Origin of the sequence: Streptococcus sp. bf_0095, assembly GCF_004166885.1 — a bacterium.
Classification (GTDB): Bacteria; Bacillota; Bacilli; order Lactobacillales; family Streptococcaceae; genus Streptococcus.
Genome location: NZ_RCYU01000002.1, coordinates 98,467 through 117,119, shown reverse-complemented (window position 1 = coordinate 117,119; position 18,653 = coordinate 98,467). Strand labels below are relative to the sequence as shown.

Here is an 18,653-nt window from a genome sequence, read left to right as displayed (position 1 = left end):
GATGGGTTAGGTACATGAACATGATACAGAAACATCAATTTAAGCAGGTTGCAGCCTTTGCAGGTTTGTATTTTCTTGCCATTGGTTTAGGTGTCCTACTTGGAAGTCTGGTTGACCATCGAGGAAATATGTTTTATGCTCCAGCCTTCTCTGCCCTAGTTGGTGGAGGGATCTATCAGGTCTTTGTTGAGAAAATTCAACGAACAGGAGCCATTCTAGTCGTTGCTCTTGTGATTGGTGCTTTTTTCCTTTTCACTCGTCATGGAGCTGGAGCTTTTCTGCCTGCTCTTGTTGGAGGGCTTTTGGCAGAATTGGTCGCAAGCCGTGGCCACTATCAGTCGAAGTTAGGCAATGCGGTGTCTTTCCTCCTCTTTTCCTTTACGACGACAGGGCCTATCCTTATGATGTGGTTCCAACCAGCTAGTTACCGTGCTTCTTTACTAGCCCGTGGGAAGTCGATGGATTATATCGAACGCGTTATGGTACCGTCGAATATGGGAACGGTGAGCTGGTTTTTACTGACCCTTCTTCTTGGAGCTCTGCTTGGTTATCTTCTTGGATACTTGGTCTGTCAAAAACTAAATAGAAAATAACATGATGGAGAAGAAATATGTACAATAATTTACTAGTCCTTCAGTCAGACTTTGGTCTGGTAGATGGAGCTGTCTCTGCTATGATTGGGGTTGCCTTAGAGGAATCACCAACCCTCAAGATTCACCACTTGACTCATGACATTACACCTTATAATATCTTTGAAGGAAGTTACCGCCTCTTTCAGACGGTGGATTACTGGCCAGAAGGGACAACCTTTGTATCGGTTGTCGATCCGGGTGTCGGCTCCAAACGTAAAAGTGTTGTAGCCAAAACGGCAAAGAATCAATACATTGTTACACCGGATAATGGGACCCTCTCTTTCATCAAGAAACATGTAGGAATCGTTGCCATTCGTGAGATTTCAGAGGTGAAGAACCGCCGGGCCAATACAGAGTTTTCTTATACCTTCCACGGGCGTGATGTCTATGCCTATACAGGAGCTAAGTTAGCCAGTGGCCATATAAGCTTTGAGGAAGTGGGGCCAGAACTCAGTGTTGAACACATTGTAGAAATACCAGTGGTGGAAACGGTTATGGAGGACAATCTTGTCAAAGGAGCCGTTGACATCTTGGATGTGCGCTTTGGTTCTCTTTGGACCTCGATTACTCGGGAAGAGTTTAATCATTTGGAACCTGAATTTGGGGAACGCTTTGAAGTAACCATCTATAACAATGACATGCTGGTTTACCAAAATCAAGTTACCTATGGCAAGTCTTTCGCAGATGTGCGGATTGGACAGCCAATCCTCTATATCAATTCCCTCTACCGTGTTGGTCTTGCCATCAACCAGGGATCCTTTGCCAAGGCCTATAATGTAGGAGTTGGGGCTTCTTGGCATATCGAAATTAGAAAAATGGAAAATTAATAGGAGATAAAATATGAAACAAAAACAAGCTTTTTCAATTAAGGATGTTGTAGCTATCGGGGTTGGAGCAGCCCTCTTTGTGGTCATTGCGATGATTCCAATTCCGGCACCAGCTCCAAATACAAACATTCAGTTGAATATGCTCTTCAAGCCCTCTTTAGTGTGATCTTTGGTCCGATTGTTGGTTTCTTGATGGGCTTTATCGGTCATGCTATTAAAGATGCGATGACCTATGGCCTCTGGTGGACTTGGATCATTTCTAGTGGCTTGTTTGGTCTCTTTGTTGGTATCTTCCGCAAACAAATCGGTGACCTCAAAGGAGAAGTGACCAAGAAAGAATTGATCGTCTTTAACGTTGTGCAAGTCATTGCCAACTTGCTTATTTGGGGATTGATTGCTCCGATTGGGGATGTGATGATTTACAAAGAAAGTGCCAACAAGGTCTTCCTTCAGGGTGTTGTAGCAGGTTCTGTCAATGCTTTAGTGGTAGCTATTGCAGGTTCTCTTCTCTTGATTGCCTATGCTCGTACCCAAACAAAAGACGGAAGTTTATCTAAAGATTAATCGTAAATAAGAAGAGAAAGTCTGGGAAACCAGGCTTTTTTTGTTTATCGAAAATATTTTTTACAAAATGTAAGATATATGTTGCAAAATAGAAAATATAGTGTATAATAGAGCTATAAAAACAAGAAAGGAAAAGCATGTGGCGAAAAATCTCAAATTAAAAATGGCCCGGGTCGAGCATGATATGACCCAGGGGGATCTTGCAGATGCCATCGGGGTGACGCGTCAGACCATTGGCCTGATCGAGGCAGGGAAGTACAATCCGACACTCAGCCTCTGCCTAGCAATTTGTAAGACCTTGGATAAGACGCTGGATCAACTGTTCTGGGAGTAACAGTTTTAACAATAGAAAGAGGAAATATATGAAACAAAAGAAAGAACCAATTGTAAAAGATGAGCGGACCATGCTGCTTGATGGAAAAATTGCAGGGGAACTTGTTCTAGGAATGACCTGCTTTATTGCAGTCTCTGCCTTTGTGAAAGCTAGTATCCTGGACTTAGACCTAGTAGCTTATATTCCAGAGCTCATTCTCTTGATTGTCATGGGAGCTTATGCCTTTGTGAGAAGGATCAGTTCAGGTATTGATGTTCGAGATATGTTAGAAAAAGATAGCTGGTTCAGCCGCATTGGGTCAGGCATCCTATTTGCCTTATTTGTGATTGCAACAGATGTGATTGGGAAGCGAGAAACGATGAGCTTTATGTTCGCTCCCAAGTATCTGCTCAAGATCGTTCTTGCCATTTTAGTCTTTGCCCTTTTGACTTATCTGTTAGAGAAACCACTTGCTCTTATCAATCGGAAAAAACAGAAGAAGATCGAGGCAGAGTTGGAGGAGGAATAAATGAGATTACAATTGTTGAACAAACAAATCATAGATGAACGAGAAGAAGGACTGGCCAATAAGGCTGGTGCTGAAACGGCTAGTTTTCTGTTTCTTGTCTTAACCGTTTTTAGTGTGGGGTCTATATTTACTTCCAAGGCCGGATTAAGTCCAATCATGGTCATAACCTTACTCATTGTTTCAGGAATTTTTTATGCTATTCGTTGTCAACGTTTGGGCGTACGGTTTATCAGCTATAGCTACCTAAATCTAACAGGTGTTGTAGTAGTGACCTGTATTCTTGCCTTATTCATCTGGGCTCAGAATTATCAATTAAATCAACCCCTCTATCAGTCTAATCCCTTCCATTCAAAATTCTTACTGGTGCTTCCGATCACATTTCTCCTGAATCTTCCGATTGTATGGGGGATGAATTTCCTTGTGATGCTCCTAGCCAAAGTAGAGAAAAAACGCTATGAAGCTTATCTGGATCAGTTGGAAAAGGAAGAGTAGTTAGTTGGAACCTTATTTTCGTCGTATAAAAGGTCTGGAACCCCAGGCTTTTATTTTTCAGTCAAATAAATTGCATTCATTTTCTGGGGAGAGTATACTGGTATAGTTGAATGAAAAATTCTGATAATTTAATCTTAGAAAAGAGAATCTTATGGCAAAACCTATTCGTGTTTTACTTTACTATAAATATGTTCCCATCGAAAATGCCGAGCAATTTGCGGCAGACCACTTGGCTTTCTGTAAGTCTATTGGCCTCAAAGGGCGTATCCTAGTCGCTGACGAAGGGATCAACGGTACTGTTTCTGGCGACTACGAGACTACTCAAAAGTACATGGACTACGTTCACAGCCTTCCAGGCATGGAAGACCTCTGGTTCAAGATGGATGAGGAAGAAGAGCAAGCTTTCAAGAAGATGTTTGTTCGCTACAAAAAGGAAATCGTCCACCTTGGGTTAGAGGATGAAAACTTCGATGAAGATATTAATCCACTTGAAACAACGGGTGCTTACTTGTCTCCAAAAGAGTTCAAAGAAGCCCTTCTTGATGAAGATACCGTTGTCCTTGACACACGTAACGATTATGAGTATGACCTAGGACATTTCCGCGGTGCCATCCGCCCAGATATCCGCAACTTCCGTGAGTTGCCACAATGGGTCCGTGATAACAAAGAGAAATTTATGGACAAGCGTGTCGTAGTTTACTGTACAGGTGGAGTCCGTTGTGAGAAATTCTCAGGCTGGATGGTGCGTGAAGGCTACAAAGATGTTGGCCAATTGCATGGTGGTATCGCCACTTACGGAAAAGACCCAGAAGTTCAAGGAGAGCTATGGGATGGTAAAATGTACGTCTTTGACGAGCGGATTGCTGTCGATGTTAACCATGTTGATCCAAGTGTTGTCGGAAAAGATTGGTTTGATGGAACACCATGTGAACGCTATGTCAACTGTGGAAATCCTTTCTGTAACCGTCGCATCTTGACTTCAGAAGAAAACGAAGACAAGTACCTCCGTGGCTGCTCCCATGAGTGCCGTGTTCATCCACGCAATCGCTATGTAGAAGAACACAACTTGTCACAAGCAGAGGTTGCTGAGCGTTTGGCCGTTATCGGTGAGACACTTGATGGAACTCTTGCATAAGTTAAAAACAGCCTTTTGGCTGTTTTTTTCTATGGAAAGTCATGAAAATTTGTGCTATAATTTGGTAAGCGATTACAAAAAGGAGAAAACAAATGTCAGTTGTGTTTTCAATTCGAAATAAAAAGAGTATGTTTGGCTATCAAAAAGTGATGCCAGCTAAAGATGTATTAAATTTGGTGGAGGGAGTTCTTACTTACAGTTTTGAGGAAGCTATGCTTGGTCGCCCTCTCAAAGATTTTCCAGCTATGATGTGTATCCGTTATGGCAAGAGCTGCTTGCCCATCATCCTTCGTTATCTGGATCAAGAACATGCTTACCAGTTCATCCTTGCAGATTTTGCCACCCTTGAAGATTGGCGACTCATCTTAGAATGGCTCAGTGCCCTAGCTCGCCAGTTAGGAAATGAGATTCACGATAATTTGGGGACCAGCTATGACGCAGACTCTATTTTCTCTTTTGACTATGAGAACCATTTGCTGAAGAATCTACAGAATCTAGAAAAAGATCCAGACCTTCATCAATATCAGCTTCAGGGATTTGCTCATCCTGTAATTTTAGATCGTGAGCTCCTTCGTAAAATCCTAGACTCCGCTCAACCTTTAGAGGAGTTTAGTCAAGTGGTAAAAAAGGTTCAATACAGCTCCGCCTTCTTTAGTCAAGTTCGTTTCTACCGTCAGAACGAAACGGGAGGCATTATTGGCAGTTACAGTCTAACAGAAGATACGGATACTGTCTTGCCACGTGTGCCTTTTGTACCTGCTGAGTTTGTAGAGAAGGTCAATATGGATGAAGTCATCGACTGGAAAGTGAACCTAGTGGAAATCACTGGAAATCCTGATATGCCAGAGAGTTATAAGCCGGTGGGGGCTGTGAATTTAGAAGCCCTACTGGATGCTTTGGACTCGAGTGAATTTGAATTGTTGGATGCTAATCAAATTGAAATTAAAAAATTGTCCAAAGAACGCTTGTTGCAATTGGCCCAACTCTAATAAAAAAAGTTCTCAGTGTTGAGAACTTTTTCTTTTAGTTTGATTCATGTGGCAAGATCAAGTTAAGGATGATTCCTGTCATAGCGGAAAGGGCTGTTCCTGATAGGGTCACTGGACCAAGTTTCAGAATTGCTCCACCAAGTCCAAGAACCAACATGGCACTTGCAATAATCAAGTTGCGCATCAAGCTAAAGTCGACACGCTCTTTAATCAAGACTTTCAAACCGTTACTTGCGATAACTCCATAGAGTAAGATGGACATCCCTCCTAGAACAGAGTTTGGAATGGTAGAAATAAGAGCTGTAAATTTACCAAGGAAGCTCAAAGAAATAGCGATCAAGGCTGCATTTCGGATAACGGAAACAGAAGCGATACGGGTCATTCCGATAACACCGGTATTTTCTCCATAAGTAGTATTAGCAGGTCCACCAAGGAAGGCAGATACAGAAGTTGCAATCCCGTCTCCAAGAAGGGTACGATGAAGTCCTGGTTGTTTCAAGAATTGACGGCCACAGATTTGGCTAAGCACCGTATGGTCACCGATGTGTTCTGAAATAGTTACGATAGCGATTGGCAAGATGGCGATGGTTTCAGGACCGAAATATAAGTTGTATTGTTTGAAGGCCCCACCCGTATTGAAAGGAAGATAGAAACCAGGGATTTCAAACCAGTTAGCCTTGAGGACAGGATCAAAGTTCACCAAGCCCAAGCAAACTGCGAAGACATAACCACCGATAATGGCAAAGAGGAAAGGAATGATTTTGAAGAAACCTTTTCCTTTGGTGTTGATGAAGGCGGCAATCAGGAAGGTTACGACAGCGACAAGGGCATTTTTCCAATCTCCCCCTTCGACAAAACCAGCGTTTTTAACGGCTGATCCTGCAAGTCCCAGACCAATAACGATAATCATAGGTCCAATGACAACGGCAGGAAGCAATTTGTCAATCCAGCGAGTGCCTGCTACTTTAACCCCTGCAGCGACTAGCACGTAGATCAGACCGGTCAGGATAACCCCTGTTTGGGCTGCATCGACTTTTCCTCCCATTTCCTTCATTGCCAAAGCCATGGCTGTGATGAAGGCGAAGGAAGAGCCAAGGTAGACAGGGACTTTAAAGCCGGTACAAGTCATATAGATCAGCGTCCCAACCCCTGATGCAAAGAGGGCAACGGATACGGGCATGCCCAAGATGAGTGGTACCAGGATGGTTGCCCCAAACATGGCGAAAACGTGTTGGAAACTTAATAAGATTCCTTTAAGGGGTGCCGGACTTTGATCGACATCCAGGAGCAAATCAACAGTTGATTCTTCTTTCATAATAACCTCACTTTTGGGCACCAAAAAAGAGCCCATGAATTTTTTGCATAGCAAGGGCCCTCAGATTATTCATATTCTGTGTCTTTGTCACCTCACAGGATGACATTAAAAACCTTTGCTTCTAAGAAGTATAGCAGAAAAAATTCGTTTTGTAAACGAATTTTTCCCGAGCCCGAAAACGAGAAAGCGAGGCTCGTTTTGTAAACGAATTTTTCCCGAGCCAAGAAACGAGAGAGCGAGAAGGGAATCATTGAAGTTCTCATTTTTGTATCAGGAAAGAGGTTAACGATCGACGCAGTGGTTGAGTGGCCCCTCCCACGCTCTAATTCTCGCTTGGACGGGCCTACTCAACTTTGCGGGGGAGGGACGACGAAACCGTCGTTTTAAATGGTAATCGATTTCTGTCCCTCTCCCTTTTCCCGAGCCAAGAAACAAGAGAGCGAGGTAGAAGTTAGTAAGAGTTATCTATTTTCATCATAAAAGAGGTCAACGGTAGACGCAGTGGTTGAGGAATCCTTCTTCCTTTTGGAGGACAGCTCTGTTGTTTCCCATCACAAAAGGCGAACAAGTGAGCTTGCTTTTCCCCTTTGTTAGAAGGAAAGAGGCCGATTTTGTGGTATAATAGAGGACTAGAAGTAGAATGAATGAAAGAGAAGTCAGAGATGCTGTTAGAAGAATTTGATGCCAATCGACAGGCGATTATCAACCCACAAGACCTACATGGTCCCATTGAAGGATTTCCCAAAGTAGTCATCTCTTGCTTTTCAAGAGTAACTTTTGCGCGCCTCCTTGAAAATTATGAACATGAGGTTATTACAAGAACTTCCATGGCCAACTTTGAAGTCATAGTCTATGGGATTACGATTGAAGACCAACAGATTGCTGTCTTTAATGCACCAGTTGGGGCTGCTTCCTGTGTAGGGATTATAGAGGATTTGATTCAATTTGGGATGGAAAAACTAGTGCTCTTTGGGACCTGTGGGGTTTTGGACCAAGATATTGAGGCGACCTCCATCATCATTCCAACGGCTGCTCTTCGAGACGAAGGGACCAGCTATCACTATCTTCCGGCTAGTGATGAAGTGGAAGTAAATAAGGAAAGCCTTCCTCTCTTCCAAGTCTTTCTGGATAGTCACAAGGTTTCCTATCAGAAAGGAAAAGTGTGGACGACAGATGCTCCCTACCGGGAAACCATCGATAAGATGAAGCGACGAATGGAAGCAGGAGCCATCTGTGTAGATATGGAATGTTCGGCAGTGGCAGCTTTAGCAGCTTTTCGGGACTTTGAGCTCTGCCATTTCTTCTACGCAGCAGACCACCTCTCGGAAGAAAAATGGGATATCCGAACCTTATCTAGTCATGAGGATTTAGATAGCAAGGATCGAATCGCGGATTTGGCCATCCAATTTGCGCTCTTATGGGAAAAGGCGAACTAAATGAAAGAAGCAATGATTGAATTGAAGGATTTTTCCTTCCAATACAAGGCACAGTCTGAGCCAACTTTGAAAAATCTCAACTTAACCATTTATAAGGGGGAAAAGGTCCTGATTGTCGGGCCATCTGGTTCTGGAAAGTCAACCATTGGCCAGTGCTTAAATGGGATTATCCCTAATATCTATAAGGGAACCAGTAGTGGTCAATTCCTCATTCAGGGGAAAGAAGCCTTTGATCTCAGTATTTATGAGAAATCTCACTTGGTCAGTACGGTCTTACAGGATACGGATGGTCAGTTTATCGGTCTCAGCGTAGCAGAAGACTTAGCTTTTGCCCTTGAAAACGATATGGTGGAGCTGGAAAGTATGAAATCCCGGGTCCATACCTGGGCGGAGCGCTTGGATTTGAGCAAGCTCTTGGATCATCGGCCACAAGATTTGTCCGGTGGGCAAAAACAACGGGTCAGCTTGGCGGGTGTTCTGATTGACGAAAGTCCGATCCTGCTCTTTGATGAGCCACTGGCTAATCTAGATCCCAAGTCGGGTCAGGATATTATTGATCTGATTGATCAGATTCATGAAGAACAGGGGACGACAACCATTATCATCGAACACCGTTTAGAGGATGTACTCAACCGTCCGATTGATCGGGTTATCTTGATCAATCAAGGTCAAGTTCTCTTTAATGGTCAACCTGATGATTTATTGAGGACGACACTGCTGGCTGAAAATGGGATTCGTGAACCTCTCTATTTAACGACTCTTCGCCAGTTACGCCAGGATATCAGCAAGCTACCGCATTTGGACAAGGTAGAAAAACTACCACTTGGTGATGTATCAGTGGATATCCCAACTCCTCATTTTGAAAAAGGAGCAGAGGCAGAGACAATCCTAGAACTTGGTCATTTGAACTTTGCTTATCGAGAAGGCCAGCCCATTCTAAAAGACCTTTCTCTAACCATTCCAAAAGGCCAACGGTTGGCTATTGTTGGTAAAAATGGGGCTGGAAAATCAACCCTTGCTAAGGCGATTTGTGGCTTCATCCAGACGGAAGGAACCTATTTCTCAAAGGGAGAGGATATCAAGGGTGATAGTGTCAAGGAGAGGGCAGAGCGCGTGGGCTATGTCCTGCAAAACCCCAACCAGATGATCTCGACCAACATGATTTTTGATGAGGTGGCTCTGGGTCTTCGCTTGAGAAATGTTCCAGAGGCCCAGATTGAAAGTCGTGTCCATCAAGCCTTGAAGACCTGTGGTCTCTACGAATTTCGTAAGTGGCCGATTTCTGCTCTATCTTATGGTCAGAAAAAGCGGGTGACCATCGCCTCTATCCTTGTCTTGGGACCAGATGTTCTCGTCCTCGATGAGCCGACGGCTGGTCAGGACCAACGAAACTATACGGAAATTATGGATTTCCTTGATGAACTCCATCAAAAAGGGCATACCATTGTCATGATTACCCATGATATGCAGCTCATGCTGGATTATTCGGACCGGGCAGTCGTGGTCATGGATGGGCAGGTTTTGGCTGATTTGACACCGGCAGAGCTCTTGACCCAACCAGAAATTTTGAGACGGGCTAATTTGAAAGAAACGTCTATTTTCGCCTTGGCAAATCGACTTGGTGTCGATCCTCTTGCCTTGACCCAGTTTTATATGAATCAGAAGGGGGAAGGTCATGAATAATCGCTTAGTCGGCTACCATGCCGGAACCAGTTTTCTGCATCGCCTATCAGGCGCTAGCAAGCTTCTTTTCTTATTGTTGGTATCATTAGCTGCCATGTTGAGTTACGATACTCGCTTATTGTTGGTCATCGGTCTGGGTGCCCTCGCCTTATTTGCAACATCAGGCATTCGTTTGAAAGACATCTCCTTTGTTCTGAGTTTTGCCTTAGCTTTTGCCCTTCTCAATGTCTTGATGGTCTATCTTTTTGCCCCTCAATATGGGGTAGAAATCTATGGAGCAAAGACAGTTCTTCTAGATGGTTTAGGGGCATATAGTATTACAGCCCAAGAGTTGTTTTATCTCTTCAACCTCGCTTTGAAGTATGTCTGTACGGTTCCTTTAGCTCTTATTTTCCTAATGACCACCCATCCTAGTCAATTTGCTTCGAGTCTCAATCAAATTGGGGTGTCCTACAAGATTGCTTACTCAGTCAGTTTGACCCTGCGCTATATTCCAGATGTGCAGGAGGAATACCAGATTATCAAGCTCTCTCAAGAAGCAAGAGGCTTGGAGTTATCCAAAAAGGCCAACTTTGTCCAGCGGGTGAAGGGAAATCTTCAGATGATTTCTCCACTGATTTTTAGTTCTTTAGAGCGGATTGAAACGATCTCTACGGCCATGGAACTGCGTCGCTTTGGAAAAAATAAAAAACGAACTTGGTACACCTATCAGGAGATGACCACTCGAGATCGCTTGATTATTCTAGGGTCAATCTTTATGGTGGTCTTGAGTCTCGTCCTGATTTGGGTAAACAAAGGTCGCTTCTATAATCCTTGGAGGTAAGAAAATGGCAGAAACAATTTTAGTAACGGGAGCATCTGCTGGCTTTGGCCAAGCCATTTGTCACCGCTTAGTTGCCGATGGGCATCGCGTGATTGGCGCTGCTAGACGCATTGAAAAACTACAGGCTCTTCAAGAAGAGCTGGGAGAAGCTTTTTATCCCCTTCAAATGGATGTGACGGATCTTTCTCAGGTGGATCATGCACTTGCCAGTTTGCCAAAAGCTTGGGAGAGAGTGGATGTTTTGATCAATAATGCTGGCTTGGCTCTAGGCCTCGCTCCAGCTTATGAAGCAGAGCTTGCAGATTGGCTGACCATGATTCAGACCAATATAATCGGTCTGACCTATTTGACCCGGCAAATCCTCCCCCAGATGGTGGAAAGAAATGATGGATATGTCATCAATATGGGATCAACTGCTGGGACGGTGCCTTATCCAGGGGCCAATGTGTATGGTGCTTCCAAGGCCTTCGTTAAACAGTTCTCATTAAATCTGCGTGCGGACTTGGCTGGAAAACAGATTCGGGTGACCAATATTGAGCCTGGTCTCTGCGAAGGGACCGAGTTTTCGGAGGTTCGTTTTAAAGGAGATGAAAAACGGGTAGAAGCTCTCTATCGAGACGCCCATGCCATTCAGCCAGAAGATATTGCCAATACCGTAGCTTGGCTCATCCAACAGCCCAAGCATGTCAATGTTAACCGCATTGAAATCATGCCGGTTTCCCAAACCTTTGGACCGCAACCGGTCTATCGGGGTGACTAGTTGCTAACCAGCACGATCCGGTGCTGGTTATTTTTCCATGTTGAGAATAGAGAATAGGAGGAGGAAAACCATGTCAAAAGCCTTAGTGATTGGTTCAACTGTTTGTGATGTTATGGTCTATCTGGATCAACTACCGAGTCGGGAAGGAGACGCCCATATCCATGAGCAGACTTGGTCTCTTGGAGGGTGTGCCTTTAATGTCGTCTCCGTACTTCATGCTTTGGGTCAAAATGTTGACTTCATCTCGCCAGTGGGGACGGGTGTCTACGGGGACTTTGTCAAGGCAGAACTCAAGAGGCTGGGCATCCAGACTCCAATCTCAGTAACCGGGGCAAATGGTTGTTGTTATTGCTTTATTGAGTCGGATGGTGAAAGGACCTTTTTATCAGATCATGGAGTAGAATATAGTTTTCAGAAGGAATGGCTCCAGTCTCTGGACCAGGAAAGCTACGACTCTATATATCTCTGTGGCCTTGAAGTAGAAGAGCCGACTGGATTGGAACTGATTCAATCTGTGTCAAAAATCAAAGGTCAAGTCATCTTTGCACCAGGACCTCGAGGACTCTTGATTCCCGAGGAGCGTTTGGAAGCTATCTATGATCTCCACCCCATTCTCCATGTCAATGAGGCAGAAGCCAAGGCTTTTTCAGCTTGTGAAGAGATTGCTGATGCTGCTAAGAAGCTCTACCAAAGAACGGGTCAGTTAGTCATCGTCACCTTGGGAGAAAAAGGAGCGATCGCATACGATGGTAGGTTCTACGAGATGTCCGGATTTCCGACAGAAGTTCGTGATACCGTAGGAGCAGGAGACAGTCATCTGGGAGCCTTTTTAGCGGCATCTTTGCAAGGGCTAGATGTGGAGGATGCCTTAAGGTTTGCCAACAAAGTCTCTAGCCAGATTGTTGCAAGTAAGGGCGTTCATCTGACTCAGGAACAGTACCAAGTACTAAGAGCAGAACTCGCACAAAATTAAAAAGGAGTAGGTAACATGTCCTACTCCTTATTTGACTTTATCCGCTTGTCCCTTTGTATCTTATTGAAATGAACACGGGCTGCGGATTGTGTCAAAAAGATGAATCCTCCTAGAATCTTTTGGATTCTGCGTCGTATTCCCTATTTTGACTTTATCCGCTTAGCCCTTTGTATCTTACTACAACGGACGCTTATTTGGCATGCCCGCTTTTCTTGGGTATTTATTAGGGGTTTCTTTTTTCTTTTCGACAAGAGTGATATAGCGTGGATCCCCATTAGGCAATTCATACTGTAGATTGTCTTCAACCTTGCTAAAGAGCAGATTGAGGGCGTTTTTGGCTTCCTCCAACTCTTCTGGAGCATTGCTAGCCTTGAGAGCAAGAAGCTGTCCCCCTACTTTCAGATAGGGAATGGTCAGTTCAGACAAGACCTGCATGCGGGCAACGGCGCGGGCAGTTACGATATCAAATTGGGCACGAAAGGCCTTGTCTTGTGCAAAGTCCTCAGCTCGTCCATGGTAGAAATGAACTCCGCTCAAGCCTAACTCTTCAGCCAGCAAGTGAAGGAAATTGATCCGCTTATTGAGGGAATCAATAATGGTCACATCTAGCTCAGGGAATAGGATCTTCATTGGTAGGCTTGGAAAGCCGGCACCAGCTCCGATATCCAAGAGACGGATGGGTTGATTTTCGATTAAACCCTGCAAAATGGGTGCGATAGAATCATAAAAATGTTTGAGATAGACTTCATCTTTATCGGTGATAGCGGTGAGATTAATTTTCTCATTCCATTCCACGAGGAGCTCGAAATAGCGTTCGTATTGCTCTTTTTGTCGATCAGTTAGTAGGAAGCCGAGGTCGGCTAAACGGTCATAAAATTCTTCTGGTTTCATAAGATAATTTTACCACAAAATAAGGGAAATTTGATATACTGGTACTAAAGAAATGAAAGGAATTCAATAAAATGATTTGGATTATTCTTGGGGTCCTAGTGGTCCTTGTGTTGATGGTAGTAGGAGTTTACAACGGTTTAGTGAAAAGTCGCATGCAAACTCGTGAAGCTTGGAGTCAAATTGACGTGCAATTGAAACGTCGGAATGACTTGATTCCAAATTTGATCGAAACCGTTAAAGGGTATGCTAAGTACGAAGGAGATACACTAGCAAAAGTAACTCAACTTCGCCAACAAGTAGCGCAAGCATCTTCACCTGCAGAAGCAATGGCAGCCAGTGATGCTCTTTCACGTCAAGTGGCAGGTATCTTTGCGGTTGCCGAAAATTACCCAGACTTGAAAGCTAACACCAACTTCATGCAATTGCAAGAAGAATTGACCAACACAGAAAACAAAATTTCTTATGCTCGTCAATTGTACAACAGTGTCACAAGCAACTACAATGTCAAGTTGGAAACTTTCCCAACAAACGTGATTGCTGGAATGTTTGGCTTCAAACAAGCCGAATTCCTTCAAGTGCCTGAAGAAGAAAAAGCAGTACCAAAGGTGGACTTTAGCGGATTAGGAGACTAATATGCTCTTTGACCAAATTGCAAGCAATAAAAGGAGAACCTGGATTCTCCTTATTGCTTTTTTCATACTCTTGGCTCTTATCGGAGCAGCCGTTGGCTACCTCTGGTTAGGCTCTTCACTTGGCGGCGTCATCCTAGCTTTGATCATTGGTGGGATTTATGCCTTTAGCATGATTTTCCAATCAACCGAAGTTGTGATGCGGATGAACGGGGCGCGTGAGGTGACGGAAGAGCAAGCCCCTCAACTCTACCATATTGTCCAAGATATGGCCATGGTAGCTCAAATCCCTATGCCTCGAGTTTATATTGTAGATGATCCGTCCATGAATGCATTTGCGACAGGGTCCAATCCTCAAAATGCTGCTGTTGCAGCAACGACAGGTCTTCTGGCTGTGATGAACCGTGAGGAATTGGAGGGAGTCATCGGACACGAAGTCAGCCATATTCGCAATTACGATATTCGCATCTCGACGATTGCAGTTGCCCTTGCTAGTGCCATCACTATGCTTTCTAGCATTGGTGGCCGGATGATGTGGTGGGGCGGTGGCCGTAGACGGGATGATGATCGCGAAGGGGGCAGTGGTTTAGAAATTATTATTCTGATCCTTTCCTTGCTTGCCATCGTCTTAGCTCCATTAGCGGCGACTTTGGTTCAGTTAGCCATTTCTCGCCAACGGGAGTTCCTAGCGGATGCTTCCAGTGTCGAATTGACACGGAATCCTCAAGGAATGATCAATGCTCTTTTGAAGCTGGATAACAGTGTGCCTATGCAACGAGAAGTCGATAGTGCAAGTAGTGCTCTCTTTATTAACGATCCTAAAAAAGAATCCGGCTTTCAAAAACTCTTTTATACCCACCCACCCATTGCTGAGCGGGTTGAAAGATTAAGAAATATGTAAAAAAATCCACCAAACAGTGGATTCAGATTGAAGATACAATCATCTTAGAACCTTTCCTTAGGTGTGTACGGACGTCAGCGAACTTCTATGAAGTTCCATGACTAAATTACGATACAAAGGGCGTCTGCGGATAAAGTCAAAATAGGAAGTTTGACGCAGAATCTTTCGATTCTAGGAGAACTTATCTTTTTGACACAATCCGCAGCCCGTGTTCAATTCGTTTTGAACCCCCTCGCTCTTTAATTTCCAGGCTCAGGCTAAAACAGTTTCCCAAACTGTTTTACTCCCAAAACTCCCGAGTGCTAGAAACAACCTTGTTTCTAGCACTTTTCTCACGGCGGAAAGTTTCAGTAGATGATTGAATAACTCTAAAGAATAAAAAGTATTTATCTTTATAGAAGTTAATAGAATTGTATAAAAGATAACTTTGTCTTTAAGCTCAATCCACCCAATGGTGGGTTTTTATTTAGTTGTTAAGAGGAGGGTAGTGAAACCAAGGATAGCAAAGATCCCCCAAGCTAGGGGAAGGCTCCAGATAGCTAGACTAGAAAAGAGAGCTGTCCCAAGTGGCATGGCAAAGCTGACCATCAGTCCCAAAAAGCTAGAGGTAGACGCTAATTTTTCAGCGGGTAATTTACTCATTAAAAGACTGGAAACTTTTGGGTTGATTTTTGCAACAAGATAACCAAGGAAAGTGATGAGTAGAAGGGAAAGGAAATCCCAGTGCACCAGAATATTTGTGAGCCCAAGCATAGTCAGCCCACCTGCTATCCAAAGGAGGATATGGTGGAGGCTTTGCTTGGAAAAATAATCGTGAGGTGTCAGACTAGCCCAGACCATGCTTAAAATAGTTACAACCTCTAAGATCAAGAGGGATTGGCTAAAGCTCAACTGAAAGAAGGGGGAGTGAAGCAGTTGCAAATTGTAGATACCAGAGATGGATCCCCCTAAAGCATTGATGAGAACCAAAGAGAAGAGCAACTTGCCAAAGTGGTGAACGTCCTCATCTGCAAAAATATTTTTGGCATTGAAATACATCTCTTGGCATTCGTGGAGCAAAGAATTCTTATTTTGGGGCTCAATGACGGGGTCATGTGTCAGCTGCTTTTTTCTCATCAGGAGACAGGTGGAAGACAGGAGAAAAGTCACGGCATTGATCGAAGCGACCAGAGCAAAATGTTGATGGCTGATAGCTAGCAGCCAAACTCCTAGAGCTTGTCCAGAAATCGAACAGACCATACTAAGTAGTTGATTGAAGGAATAGGCCTCCATCAAATCCTCGCTAGAGATGTTCTTTTTCATGATGGGGAGTTGTAGCCCCCCGCGATAATCGCTCAAACAATCTGAAACAATGTTTAACAAACAGATGAAGGAAAAAGCAAAGTAACCCGGAATCTTGGTTATGAGAGCAATAAGTATGAAGAGGATGGCTTGGAGAAAGCCGATGCGGATCAACCAGTTAGCTTTTTTCTTCGTATGGTCAGCCTTCATCCCAACAAAAATGCTAAAGAGGCTAGGAATAAACACAATGAGATTGGCAATGCCAACTGCCAGACTCGGTTGCGGCATGCTGGCAGCAAAGACCACGAAGACCAGATTGTAGATGGCGGCACCAAGGGTATTCAAAAAGCGAGAAAGACTGAGTAAGGCAAAAATTTTATTTCGAGCTAAGAGTTTCATAAGCCTTCCTCCTTCACGTGATCAGTGGGTAGAGCTTGTTTGATGGATCGAAAGATTTGTTTTAAGACTTGTAATTTCTCATCATCAGAGAGAAGAAGTTTCTGATCTTTTAGGTAGACGCTGGTATGCTTGAGAAACAAATGAAGTAAGTATCTTTTTAGTTTGATCATCATGGAAGGGGCCTTCTTTCTTTGATTGATGATCCTATTGTAGACCTCAAAAACAAGAAAAACAAAATGTTGCATATTTTCAACAAAAAGAGGCTGAGACAAAAGTCCTAGCCTCTCAATTATCTTTGGATTGTCGAGCAAGACGCAGTGGTTGAGTGGGCTCTACTACGCTGATTTCATCAGCTTTTACAGCCCTACTCAACTGTGCGGAGATGGGACGACGAAATCGAATTCTAACGAATTACCGATTTCTGTCCCACTCTCTTTTCAGGATTCCTTGATCAGTTCTTGCAGGCCCTGTTTGTAGTAGTTGGCACTGTCCTTACAATCCAGAATAGAGAGAACCTGGATGGCCTGCTCCATCTTTTCAAGACCAGCTTCTTTTTCACCCTTCCGATAAAGAAATTCTCCTTTGGCGTAGAGATAAACCGTCCGAAGGTAGGCTTCGTTCTCAGAGTAAAAGTGGTTGTTAATCAGGTGATCAAAATAGGTTGCATCTTCAAATTCATTTGAATTAATGGCCAGAAAAAAGCCATTAAGGAAAATAGAATTGATGGCAGGACGAGAGGAATCTAGGAGAAGCTTGAAATCCTCACGTTGGACCAACTCCACTGTGTATTGTCGATAGAGCTGACTAGAGAAAAGAGGAGAGGTCAGTGAAAATAGGCTTAACTCAAAATTTCCCCAGACCATGACAGAGAAGAGGTAGTCATAGAGGAAATCTAGTTCCTCTTGGCTAGCAGCCAACTCTACCTCAGGATAGTTGCCAAGCATTTGGGCCTTGAGAATAATGCTGGCTAAGAAGTCTTCTTTTTTGTGATCTTTCTGATAGGCTAGTTGGTAGCTTTGGTACAAGGCTTGGTCGTGTTCCAAGCTCATGTTTTCATAGTGCTCTTTCAACAATTTGGGAATAAAGGAGTGCTGATCGATACCAGCTAGATGGGAAAACTCACTGAGGCTGGTTTTGATCTGTTGAAGGGCCTGAAAAAACCGTTGCGTCGTCAGGTCATTTTCTCCTCTTTCAAATCGAGATAGCATAGAGCGCGAAAATTCGCCACCTGTAGCCTCCTCTAAAGAGATGTGGCGACTTTCCCGTATTTGTCTAAAAACAGCTCCGATGTCTTTCATGTTTTCTCCTCTATCTATACAAGGACCAATGCCTTAGCAAATGAACCTCTTTTATCCAAGAGATTGTGGGACCTTGGTGTACAACACCAATAGGTCTAGTACACTGTATCTTTTTCATGATTATAACAAATTTTTTAGGAGACTTCTTGGTTGAAGGGACAGCTTCATGATATACTAGTAGTATCTAGAAGATGTGAGGGCAAAAGAATGAACTTATATACACAAGAAATCCGTAAAAATCCTGAAGGACTGGCTTTTGATCAAGACTTGGATTTGCTAAAGGATCTGCAAAAGCGCAATCCAGAAATTCTTGATTTAAAGGATGTGACAGCGACAGGGCGAGTAGCCTATGATACAGGTCTCTATGTCTTGGATTACCAATTGACCTATACCATCGTCCTTGCCTCTAGCCGAAGCATGGAACCCGTTGAGCTTCAAGAGAGCTATCCTGTGACAGAGGTGTTCGCTGAGGACGCACAGTCAGAGGCAGATATCGAAGCTCTTGAGGAAGATCTGATCCTTCCCATCGAAGGGGGCAGAATTGATCTGAGTGAAAGCGTGGCAGATAATATCCTGCTCAATATTCCTCTCAAGGTTCTCACTCCGGAAGAAGAGGCCGGACACGGCTTTATCGAGGGCAATGATTGGAAAATCATGACAGAAGAAGAGTACCAAGAAGCTCAAGCGGTTAAGAAAGAAGAAAATAGTCCTTTTGCTGGTCTCCAAGGTTTATTTGAGGAAGAATAGGCTAGGGATGACATATTAAAAATCTAAACATAAATA

19 protein-coding genes and 1 pseudogene are annotated in these 18,653 nt (G+C 43.7%); 16 read left to right on the top strand and 4 right to left on the bottom strand.

The genetic code is table 11. The annotated features are described in order from the left end of the window. Positions 1-14: 14 nt before the first annotated feature. The 8 genes and pseudogenes from EAI95_RS05260 (at position 15) to EAI95_RS05225 (ending at position 5,481) form a co-directional block, all read left to right on the top strand. Positions 15-593: an MptD family putative ECF transporter S component gene (locus EAI95_RS05260; RefSeq protein WP_129822406.1), complete on the top strand. Its 579-nt coding sequence runs from the start codon at positions 15-17 to the stop codon at positions 591-593. 17 nt (positions 594-610) lie between these two features. Continuing rightward, complete coding sequence (locus EAI95_RS05255) at positions 611-1,459, top strand: S-adenosyl-l-methionine hydroxide adenosyltransferase family protein (RefSeq protein ID WP_129822405.1); 849 nt, start codon at positions 611-613, stop codon at positions 1,457-1,459. Between the two features lie 13 nt (positions 1,460-1,472). After that, a pseudogene (locus EAI95_RS05250) lies at positions 1,473-2,023 on the top strand (ECF-type riboflavin transporter substrate-binding protein). 139 nt (positions 2,024-2,162) lie between these two features. Continuing rightward, the gene (locus EAI95_RS05245; RefSeq protein ID WP_003005328.1) at positions 2,163-2,357 is read left to right on the top strand and encodes a helix-turn-helix transcriptional regulator; all 195 of its coding nucleotides are present in this window, start codon (positions 2,163-2,165) and stop codon (positions 2,355-2,357) included. A 28-nt stretch (positions 2,358-2,385) separates the two neighbouring features. Next, positions 2,386-2,865, top strand: coding sequence for a DUF6773 family protein (locus tag EAI95_RS05240; protein WP_129822404.1), 480 nt, complete (start codon positions 2,386-2,388; stop codon positions 2,863-2,865). After that, entirely contained in the window at positions 2,866-3,357 is a 492-nt protein-coding gene (locus EAI95_RS05235) for a DUF6773 family protein (RefSeq protein WP_129822403.1), read from the top strand. A gap of 151 nt (positions 3,358-3,508) precedes the next feature. After that, the gene (locus EAI95_RS05230) at positions 3,509-4,492 is read left to right on the top strand and encodes a rhodanese-related sulfurtransferase (RefSeq protein ID WP_129822402.1); all 984 of its coding nucleotides are present in this window, start codon (positions 3,509-3,511) and stop codon (positions 4,490-4,492) included. Between the two features lie 92 nt (positions 4,493-4,584). Then, positions 4,585-5,481 (top strand): DUF4299 family protein, encoded by an 897-nt coding sequence (locus EAI95_RS05225; RefSeq protein WP_129822401.1) that lies wholly within the window; start codon positions 4,585-4,587, stop codon positions 5,479-5,481. 34 nt (positions 5,482-5,515) lie between these two features. On the opposite strand, the gene EAI95_RS05220 is transcribed toward EAI95_RS05225, so the two are convergent. Beyond that, on the bottom strand, positions 5,516-6,796 hold the full coding sequence (locus EAI95_RS05220) for a solute carrier family 23 protein (protein ID WP_009731544.1): 1,281 nt from the start codon (positions 6,794-6,796) through the stop codon (positions 5,516-5,518). A gap of 662 nt (positions 6,797-7,458) precedes the next feature. Between EAI95_RS05220 and EAI95_RS05215 the strand changes: the two genes are divergently transcribed. From EAI95_RS05215 to EAI95_RS05195, 5 genes are all read left to right on the top strand, one after another. Beyond that, a complete protein-coding gene (locus EAI95_RS05215) occupies positions 7,459-8,232 on the top strand; it encodes a nucleoside phosphorylase (protein WP_129822619.1) in 774 nt (257 codons plus the stop codon). After that, entirely contained in the window at positions 8,233-9,915 is a 1,683-nt protein-coding gene (locus EAI95_RS05210; protein ID WP_129822400.1) for an ABC transporter ATP-binding protein, read from the top strand. Continuing rightward, the gene (locus EAI95_RS05205; protein WP_129822399.1) at positions 9,908-10,738 is read left to right on the top strand and encodes an energy-coupling factor transporter transmembrane component T; all 831 of its coding nucleotides are present in this window, start codon (positions 9,908-9,910) and stop codon (positions 10,736-10,738) included. Before EAI95_RS05210 ends, EAI95_RS05205 begins: the two co-directional genes overlap by 8 nt. A 4-nt stretch (positions 10,739-10,742) precedes the next feature. Next, complete coding sequence (locus tag EAI95_RS05200; RefSeq protein WP_129270161.1) at positions 10,743-11,498, top strand: SDR family oxidoreductase; 756 nt, start codon at positions 10,743-10,745, stop codon at positions 11,496-11,498. Positions 11,499-11,568: 70 nt separating this feature from the next. Further along, complete coding sequence (locus EAI95_RS05195) at positions 11,569-12,471, top strand: carbohydrate kinase family protein (RefSeq protein ID WP_129822398.1); 903 nt, start codon at positions 11,569-11,571, stop codon at positions 12,469-12,471. A gap of 177 nt (positions 12,472-12,648) precedes the next feature. Here the strand turns inward: EAI95_RS05195 and rsmG are convergent, their stop codons facing one another. Continuing rightward, positions 12,649-13,362 carry a 16S rRNA (guanine(527)-N(7))-methyltransferase RsmG gene (rsmG, locus tag EAI95_RS05190; protein ID WP_129270164.1) on the bottom strand — a complete coding sequence of 238 codons (714 nt, stop codon included), beginning with the start codon at positions 13,360-13,362 and terminating at the stop codon, positions 12,649-12,651. A 71-nt stretch (positions 13,363-13,433) separates the two neighbouring features. Between rsmG and EAI95_RS05185 the strand changes: the two genes are divergently transcribed. Both EAI95_RS05185 and htpX read left to right on the top strand, forming a co-directional pair. After that, a complete protein-coding gene (locus EAI95_RS05185) occupies positions 13,434-13,994 on the top strand; it encodes a LemA family protein (RefSeq protein ID WP_003013312.1) in 561 nt (186 codons plus the stop codon). Position 13,995: 1 nt separating this feature from the next. Next, a complete protein-coding gene (htpX, locus tag EAI95_RS05180; RefSeq protein ID WP_126404716.1) occupies positions 13,996-14,892 on the top strand; it encodes a zinc metalloprotease HtpX in 897 nt (298 codons plus the stop codon). A 462-nt stretch (positions 14,893-15,354) separates the two neighbouring features. On the opposite strand, the gene EAI95_RS05175 is transcribed toward htpX, so the two are convergent. Beyond that, positions 15,355-16,572 (bottom strand): transporter, encoded by a 1,218-nt coding sequence (locus EAI95_RS05175; protein ID WP_129270166.1) that lies wholly within the window; start codon positions 16,570-16,572, stop codon positions 15,355-15,357. Positions 16,573-17,009: 437 nt separating this feature from the next. After that, positions 17,010-17,870, bottom strand: coding sequence for an Rgg/GadR/MutR family transcriptional regulator (locus EAI95_RS05170; protein WP_129822397.1), 861 nt, complete (start codon positions 17,868-17,870; stop codon positions 17,010-17,012). 207 nt (positions 17,871-18,077) lie between these two features. Between EAI95_RS05170 and EAI95_RS05165 the strand changes: the two genes are divergently transcribed. Then, positions 18,078-18,617, top strand: a complete 540-nt coding sequence (locus EAI95_RS05165) for a DUF177 domain-containing protein (protein ID WP_129822396.1) — start codon at positions 18,078-18,080, stop codon at positions 18,615-18,617. Positions 18,618-18,653: the final 36 nt, after the last annotated feature.

Excerpts from the sequence above, each read along its gene's own strand:
- EAI95_RS05260 (WP_129822406.1), top strand. The coding sequence starts at position 15 with ATGAACATGATACAGAAACATCAATTTAAGCAGGTTGCAGCCTTTGCA.
- EAI95_RS05255 (WP_129822405.1), top strand. The coding sequence starts at position 611 with ATGTACAATAATTTACTAGTCCTTCAGTCAGACTTTGGTCTGGTAGAT.
- EAI95_RS05240 (WP_129822404.1), top strand. The coding sequence starts at position 2,386 with ATGAAACAAAAGAAAGAACCAATTGTAAAAGATGAGCGGACCATGCTG.
- EAI95_RS05235 (WP_129822403.1), top strand. The coding sequence starts at position 2,866 with ATGAGATTACAATTGTTGAACAAACAAATCATAGATGAACGAGAAGAA.
- EAI95_RS05230 (WP_129822402.1), top strand. The coding sequence starts at position 3,509 with ATGGCAAAACCTATTCGTGTTTTACTTTACTATAAATATGTTCCCATC.
- EAI95_RS05225 (WP_129822401.1), top strand. The coding sequence starts at position 4,585 with ATGTCAGTTGTGTTTTCAATTCGAAATAAAAAGAGTATGTTTGGCTAT.
- EAI95_RS05220 (WP_009731544.1), bottom strand. The coding sequence starts at position 6,796 with ATGAAAGAAGAATCAACTGTTGATTTGCTCCTGGATGTCGATCAAAGT.
- EAI95_RS05215 (WP_129822619.1), top strand. The coding sequence starts at position 7,459 with ATGCTGTTAGAAGAATTTGATGCCAATCGACAGGCGATTATCAACCCA.
- EAI95_RS05210 (WP_129822400.1), top strand. The coding sequence starts at position 8,233 with ATGAAAGAAGCAATGATTGAATTGAAGGATTTTTCCTTCCAATACAAG.
- EAI95_RS05205 (WP_129822399.1), top strand. The coding sequence starts at position 9,908 with ATGAATAATCGCTTAGTCGGCTACCATGCCGGAACCAGTTTTCTGCAT.
- EAI95_RS05200 (WP_129270161.1), top strand. The coding sequence starts at position 10,743 with ATGGCAGAAACAATTTTAGTAACGGGAGCATCTGCTGGCTTTGGCCAA.
- EAI95_RS05195 (WP_129822398.1), top strand. The coding sequence starts at position 11,569 with ATGTCAAAAGCCTTAGTGATTGGTTCAACTGTTTGTGATGTTATGGTC.
- rsmG (WP_129270164.1), bottom strand. The coding sequence starts at position 13,362 with ATGAAACCAGAAGAATTTTATGACCGTTTAGCCGACCTCGGCTTCCTA.
- EAI95_RS05185 (WP_003013312.1), top strand. The coding sequence starts at position 13,434 with ATGATTTGGATTATTCTTGGGGTCCTAGTGGTCCTTGTGTTGATGGTA.
- htpX (WP_126404716.1), top strand. The coding sequence starts at position 13,996 with ATGCTCTTTGACCAAATTGCAAGCAATAAAAGGAGAACCTGGATTCTC.
- EAI95_RS05175 (WP_129270166.1), bottom strand. The coding sequence starts at position 16,572 with ATGAAACTCTTAGCTCGAAATAAAATTTTTGCCTTACTCAGTCTTTCT.
- EAI95_RS05170 (WP_129822397.1), bottom strand. The coding sequence starts at position 17,870 with ATGAAAGACATCGGAGCTGTTTTTAGACAAATACGGGAAAGTCGCCAC.
- EAI95_RS05165 (WP_129822396.1), top strand. The coding sequence starts at position 18,078 with ATGAACTTATATACACAAGAAATCCGTAAAAATCCTGAAGGACTGGCT.